5 protein-coding genes and 1 other RNA gene are annotated in these 5,893 nt (G+C 32.6%); all 6 read left to right on the top strand.

Features of this window, described 5'->3' with window-relative positions; genetic code table 11:
• Positions 1-361 precede the first annotated feature (361 nt).
• The 6 genes from BZZ03_RS11540 to ffs all read left to right on the top strand — a co-directional run bounded on the left by BZZ03_RS11540 (position 362) and on the right by ffs (position 5,535).
• Positions 362-1,837, top strand: a complete 1,476-nt coding sequence (locus BZZ03_RS11540; protein ID WP_086583381.1) for a helix-turn-helix domain-containing protein — start codon at positions 362-364, stop codon at positions 1,835-1,837.
• Positions 1,838-2,951: 1,114 nt separating this feature from the next.
• Complete coding sequence (locus BZZ03_RS11545) at positions 2,952-3,623, top strand: YoaK family protein (protein WP_019291858.1); 672 nt, start codon at positions 2,952-2,954, stop codon at positions 3,621-3,623.
• On the top strand, positions 3,620-4,354 hold the full coding sequence (locus tag BZZ03_RS11550) for an MBL fold metallo-hydrolase (RefSeq protein ID WP_086583382.1): 735 nt from the start codon (positions 3,620-3,622) through the stop codon (positions 4,352-4,354). Before BZZ03_RS11545 ends, BZZ03_RS11550 begins: the two co-directional genes overlap by 4 nt.
• Positions 4,354-4,845: a tRNA adenosine(34) deaminase TadA gene (gene tadA / locus BZZ03_RS11555; protein WP_086583383.1), complete on the top strand. Its 492-nt coding sequence runs from the start codon at positions 4,354-4,356 to the stop codon at positions 4,843-4,845. Before BZZ03_RS11550 ends, tadA begins: the two co-directional genes overlap by 1 nt.
• A 78-nt stretch (positions 4,846-4,923) precedes the next feature.
• On the top strand, positions 4,924-5,385 hold the full coding sequence (locus BZZ03_RS12220) for a hypothetical protein (protein WP_198943958.1): 462 nt from the start codon (positions 4,924-4,926) through the stop codon (positions 5,383-5,385).
• A 53-nt stretch (positions 5,386-5,438) separates the two neighbouring features.
• An RNA gene (gene ffs, locus BZZ03_RS11560) (signal recognition particle sRNA small type) lies at positions 5,439-5,535 on the top strand.
• Positions 5,536-5,893: the final 358 nt, after the last annotated feature.

Raw genomic sequence — 5,893 nt, forward strand, 5'->3', positions numbered from 1 at the left:
ATATTACATTTTATTGAACATAAAAGTAGTAAGGAGAAGTATTTTAAAAAATTGCTCAAGTTTTGGTAGAGTACTTTTAACTATTTTTAAATATACTTATACTTTGACTTTCTGTCTTTGCAGGTAACACTAATATAACTTATGTCAAATTACGTATTCAATTCACTCTTTTTTTGATATTTTTGTTTTGGATAAAAAATTCGTAAATAAGTTTTTAATACAATATAAGAAGTATAGAAGTGAAAAATATAGATATTTTACTAAAATCAAAATTCTAGTTGCAGTTTTAAATTATAAAGTCATTGTTAAACTAAATACACGCTTGGCCGAGTGATCTCGGAAAGAAAGGATAATTGAAAAAATGGATAATTATTTTGAATATATTTTCAGTAAAGAAACATGCCAACAAATATTGCTTTTGGAACAACTATATAATAATCCACTGGGCTTAGATATTGACGAATTGGGTGATAAAATTGACTTAGAACGAAGAACACTACGGCGGCATTTATCTTATATTAATGATGTGGCTAATGAATATGTGGTTATGTCAAAACCGATAATTTTTCAAAAAAAGAAATATGTATTTACCGGAAGCAAATCTGAATACTATGCCTTAAAGTGTAATATTTTAAAACCAGAATCTCTTTTAAACCTTTTTGAACTATTTTTAAATAGCCAATCAGTAAATTTTATAGATTTTTGTAAAGAAAATTTCATGAGCGAAAGTACGGCAAGAAGAAAATTAAAAAAGGCCAATGTTTTGTTGCAAAGTATAGGGATGAAACTGACTATTAGAAAAGATGAGATTTACATTATTGGTGAGGAACGAATTATTCGTTATTCGCTTATTAGTTTATTTTGGAGAGTATATCGTGGTACTGAGTGGCCTTTTGCAAATGTTGACGAGGGAAGAGTAGAAAATATAGTTTCTTCTATTATTTCATCAGGTCGGTACATAAGTTACGGTAAACGTAAACATCTTGCTTTTTATCTTGCTACTTTTATTTCTCGATCACAGTCAGGAAATGTTATTTCCAAGGCACTTTTGCCGGAATACTCTTCAGCGCTTATTGCTAATAATCATTATATGGGAGAATTATCACAATTAATTGAGCAAAGTTTCAAGCTGCCACAAGTAGAACTAGAATTTATCTTACCTATTTTTTATATTTTCCCAGAATGTTACGAAGAATTTCATAGTGTTGATGATACCCTTGCAATTTTAAAGAAATATTCTCGTCGAAGCTATAGTAGTATCATGAATTTTGTTGCTTTTATTAAAAAAAGACATCCAAAGTGGGATAAAGATAGTCCGAGCACTCCTTTTTTTTGGCCGATGCTTATTTCGGGGCGCTTATTCGTCGATATCTTTAAAGATGCATATTTTAATTCTTCTGGAGTACGTATATTCAAGCATGCTGGAACTGATTATCCTAGATTCTTACCAACAATTAGAAAAAGCATCCTTTCTCATGAACCAAAACTAGCGACAAATACTTTAAAGTCATTGACATTGAGATATGGGCAGGCGTATATTATGGAGTTTTCCCCTCATGATTTTGAGCCTAAGATCAAGATACTACTTCTTACAGATAGTGCAATGTATATAGAAAAAATTATTAGTCAAAGAGTTGAAAATCTTTTAAAGTACCGGTTTAACTTTATTCTAGAGATTGATCGTCCTAGCTCTACTCCTGATTTAATTTTAGAAACTGATGTAATTGACACGAAGTATTCTGATTCTAAAAGACTGTTTATTAACTTAGAGGTCGCTCCGAAAGATAGAGAAAACATTCTTACAGCTTGTAAGGATATTTTGAAAGAAAAATATTAATATTAAAATGGATTTATATATTTTTTTTGAAGGAATAAATATATGAATCAGAAGTTGTTTACCTTCCAAGAGAAGTTAATATAAATTTCACCCTTAATGAAAAAGATATGATAAATAATAATCAGACATCATGAAGAGAAAAAAGAAGGAATCTAGCAATAGTAAAAAAAATGGAGTTCTTTTATTTTTACTGCTATTGTCCTATATATAATTATTACTGGGATATTTTTGCTTAAGAATGAAAAAGTTTAGAATACAAGATTATATTTATAAAAGAGTAAAACTTTAAAAGATATTGAAATAAAACAGAAAAACAACAACTTATTAGGGTAATTACAATTATCTAATGAGTTTTATACTTGCTTCAATGACTAGGAATAAAAAGATGCCAATCCAATAAATTGTATACAAACTGGAAATTATAATTTGAAAACAGAAAAAGCTTTTTACTTTTTATATTATGGATTTTCTCTTGGAGATGTCAAATTTATCTAATGCTTCAAAATTAGAATATAATAAATTGGATAATGATGAGATTTATAAAGAAAACCAAGAAGAAATGGTTAATTTATAATAAGACTCATCTCCTTACGAAGAAAATTTTAGATTCTATTAATTAGGCTACTATATTTATGATTATCTCAATTTATCCGATATACCAATTGATGAAACTCAAAAGGAAGTAAGTATAATGAGAGATATTATTAAGCAAATTATAGGAAATGAACCTACAGTTATTTAGGTTTTTATGGAGCGACTACTCCACAAATATCGAGCATTATTAGCAATCTTAGCATTCAAAGGCGCATTGATTTTCTGGATTGGAAAATTAAGAACATAGATAGTATTGAATGAAGTTTATGATGGATTCTATTATACTTATTCATTTCATATTATTTATAAAATGTCTGTAGATAGAGCACAAAAAGTCATTACTAATCTAAAAAGGGTATATCGTTGTTACAGTAAATCAGTTAATTGAGTCCCGGAAAAATTTGAAAATGGAAAAATTAATTAATATTAAAAATAGTAAGCGGTGTGAAAATAAATGAAGAGGTAATTTCTTATGTAGTATGAAACTGCCAAAAGGTTTTAAGAATGCTATAATAAGAATATGAACACTGAAATGAGAGAAAAACTAAGAGTAGCCTCGCTCTTAGCGATGAACGCTGGATTTATGGATGCTTTTTCCTTTTTCCACTTTGATGGGCGCTTCATTGGGATGCAAACGGGGAACATGATACAGGCAGCGGTTTATTTAGCCAAAGGAAATTTTGTACGTGTAGCAGATTTTATTATTCCTGTTCTTTTCTTTTCTTGTGGAGTAATTTTTAAAAATATATATTCTTATTACTTAAGGAAGAAGAATAAGCCGGATACGATTTATTTGCTCTTATTGCAGTGGACAGGGGTGACAGTATTTACCTTACTTTATGCCACGGTTTTAAAATTACCCGTTTCCATTTTTGTTGGCTTTTTATCATTCTTCATGGCCATTCAGCACGATACTTTCAGCAAAACAAGAGGGCTCCCTTACGGAAGTATCATGATGACCGGAAATTTGAAATCAACTATGGTCAACTTAACGAATTACGCGTTGACACATGAACAACGCTACTTACAAAACTTCCGTGTCTTTGCTAGTCTGGTCGGCGCCTTCTTCTTAGGGACTATATTGGGTACTTATAGTGCCGATATCTTTGGCAACTGGACTTTACTGGTATCTAGCACATTTTTAATTATCGTTTACTTTATGTTAAGGTTTGAAAGAGAGGAGACAATATGAAATTAACAGCACTTGGTGTATGGGGCGGATATCCCACACGTGATGCAGGCACAACTTCTTATTTATTACAAAGTGAAGAGGGATTTAACCTTTTATTGGATGCCGGATCACGTGCAGTGACGGAACTTGAGCATGAGCTTTCACCCAATGATTTGGATGCAATCATCTTGAGCCACTACCATGAAGATCACATAGCAGACTTGGGCGCTTTGCGTCAATATCGTCAGCTGCAAACAGTGAAACCAGAAATGTTGCCAATTTATGGCCATCAGGAAAATGAATATGAATTTTCAAAATTATCTTTGGAAAATGTCAGTGAGGGAATTGCTTATGATGTCGAAAACGGCACATCTGTTGGACCCTTTGATATTCAGTTCTTAAAAACAGTGCATCCTGTTATTTGCTACGCGATGCGTATTGTTGAGAGAGCGACAGGACAGGTTTTAATTTATACAGGAGATACGGGCTATTTTGCAGAACTTGTTGATTTTTCCAAAGATGCGGATATCTTGCTGGCTGACGTTTATTTCTTCAAGGATAAGGCCAAAATGCCTAACCACTTGTCCAGTGTAGAAGCAGGAGAAATTGCAGCACAAGCCAATGTGAAAAAACTAATCCTCACACATCTGCCACAAGTTGGTGATTTACAAGTATTACGTGAGGAAGCGCAAGAAGCAGCAGGAAATATACCGGTTGACTTGGCTCAACCCCATATGAAATGGACGGTATAATGGAGTTTAGTCAGCAAGAAAAAGAATATTTCATGCAGCAAGCACTGCTTGAAGCCCAAAAGGCAGCAGAAAATGAAGAAGTGCCCATCGGCGTGGTCATTGTACACGATGGTGAAGTAATTGGCCGCGGCTTTAACCGCCGTGAACTTGATGGCCGTGCTACTCACCATGCAGAAATTTGCGCCATTGAGGCTGCTAATGAAGCTGTGGGGAACTGGCGTTTATTAGACTGTGCTTTATTTGTTACTATTGAACCTTGTGTTATGTGTGCTGGAGCCATTGGTTTAGCTCGCATTCCACAAGTATACTTTGGTGCAACAAATCCCAAGTTTGGAGCAGCGGTAAGTTTGTATCAAATCTTGGAAGATAAACGGCTCAATCATCGTGTCACTGTAGAAAGTGGCATTTTAGAAACTGAGTGCGCCGATATCATGAAAGATTTTTTCCAACATCGGAGAAAGAGAAATAAAGAAAAAAAAGAACAGGTGTAACTGTTCTTTTTTAGAGGAAATTTCTGTAAGTTTTTGTTACCATAGACAAAGGATAAAATAGAAAAACGAGGTCAACCCATGGACGCCGAAAAAACTCCCAAACAGCGCTACAAAGAAGAAACAGCACCTTACCGCGCCTGGCTCAATAGTATCAGTATTCCTATTGGATTGATTGTACTTTTTATTGCTGTTTTCCTTGGATTTACGATCAATGCAGCAGGAGTAATTCTTGTTGTGTTTGCTATTATTACCCATATTGGTTATGTAAGGATACACGTACCTAAAATCTGCCATGTAGCACCCATTCTTTATTATTTGTACAACATAATGTCAATTTTTTATGTGATGACTCTCATCGCGCAACCGCAAGGAAGTATGCTTGTAGCTATTCTTTCTTTGATTAATTTCCTTGTATTGATTTTGGTGATTGTCTTTTATTTTATTGGAGCAAATGCTATCAAGAAACAATTTCCAACCATGAAAGAAGATTATGAAAATGCTGTGGAAGTTTATAAGGGGCGGAAATCTTCAAGTAAATGATAAAATTTTTTTGATAAAGTCAAAGCTTGTCAAAACAAGAAGAAGTATGTTATAATAAATTTCGGAGCAATAAGTTTCTTACGAAGCGTGTCAGGACCTGACGGTAGCAGCACTAAGTATGGAGCTTATGTGCTCTTTTTTTTTGCCATTTTTTTATATTAGTTACTCCAGAAATATAGTATAGAAATATAAATAAAGATTGATAAAGCAAGTGTTTTTCCGGGAATATAATAATGTAAGTAGTGTAATTATAATAGCAAGATTCAACTAAAAAAATATAAAAGAGAAGTTGTCATAGCTTTTTTTTTATACAAAATATAAAAAAATAGTTGGAAATAATTTTCTTCTGTTAAGTAAATGACTCATAGAGCCTTGAATAACAGGATTTCACATGATTGTCAGAAAAATTACAATTTTTCTGACAATCACATTATTATAAGCTTTATTATATCTAGTTATTTAAGTTTATGTTAGATTGTTTTTTCGTGGAATTGACAGTACTTTTTTA

Source organism: Lactococcus petauri (assembly GCF_002154895.1).
Classification (GTDB): domain Bacteria; phylum Bacillota; class Bacilli; order Lactobacillales; family Streptococcaceae; genus Lactococcus; species Lactococcus petauri.

Excerpts from the sequence above, each read along its gene's own strand:
- BZZ03_RS11550 (WP_086583382.1), top strand. The coding sequence starts at position 3,620 with ATGAAATTAACAGCACTTGGTGTATGGGGCGGATATCCCACACGTGAT.
- BZZ03_RS11540 (WP_086583381.1), top strand. The coding sequence starts at position 362 with ATGGATAATTATTTTGAATATATTTTCAGTAAAGAAACATGCCAACAA.
- BZZ03_RS12220 (WP_198943958.1), top strand. The coding sequence starts at position 4,924 with ATGGACGCCGAAAAAACTCCCAAACAGCGCTACAAAGAAGAAACAGCA.
- tadA (WP_086583383.1), top strand. The coding sequence starts at position 4,354 with ATGGAGTTTAGTCAGCAAGAAAAAGAATATTTCATGCAGCAAGCACTG.
- BZZ03_RS11545 (WP_019291858.1), top strand. The coding sequence starts at position 2,952 with ATGAACACTGAAATGAGAGAAAAACTAAGAGTAGCCTCGCTCTTAGCG.